Genomic DNA, 263 nt, shown 5'->3' with positions numbered 1-263 from the left:
CCCTTTGCTACATACGTTGAGACACTCCAAAACTCATTACAGCAATCATAAAATTCTCGTTCTGTTGGTTTTTTTAACCAATAATTTGAGTCATCTGGAACAATTTCTTGAGTTACTAAATTATCTTTATCAACTAAAATTTTTACAAGACCATCAGAATCACTAAAATAACGATTTAAATCTTTTAAATTAATTAATGTAATATCCATTTTTATGCCATCTTTAAAATACATTATATAACTGTAACCATAATCTAAATCAGG

At 26.6% G+C, this 263-nt stretch carries 1 protein-coding gene; it reads right to left on the bottom strand.

Annotated features, from left to right (window positions below; genetic code table 11):
• Positions 1 to 263 (bottom strand): aminoglycoside 6-adenylyltransferase (locus SH09_RS10590; protein WP_042739621.1); only part of this gene is annotated, 263 nt, incomplete at both ends.

Source organism: Staphylococcus gallinarum (assembly GCF_000875895.1).
GTDB classification, from domain to species: domain Bacteria; phylum Bacillota; class Bacilli; order Staphylococcales; family Staphylococcaceae; genus Staphylococcus; species Staphylococcus gallinarum.
Note: the sequence above shows the minus strand (reverse complement) of the source record. Positions and strands in the feature narration are given on the sequence as shown.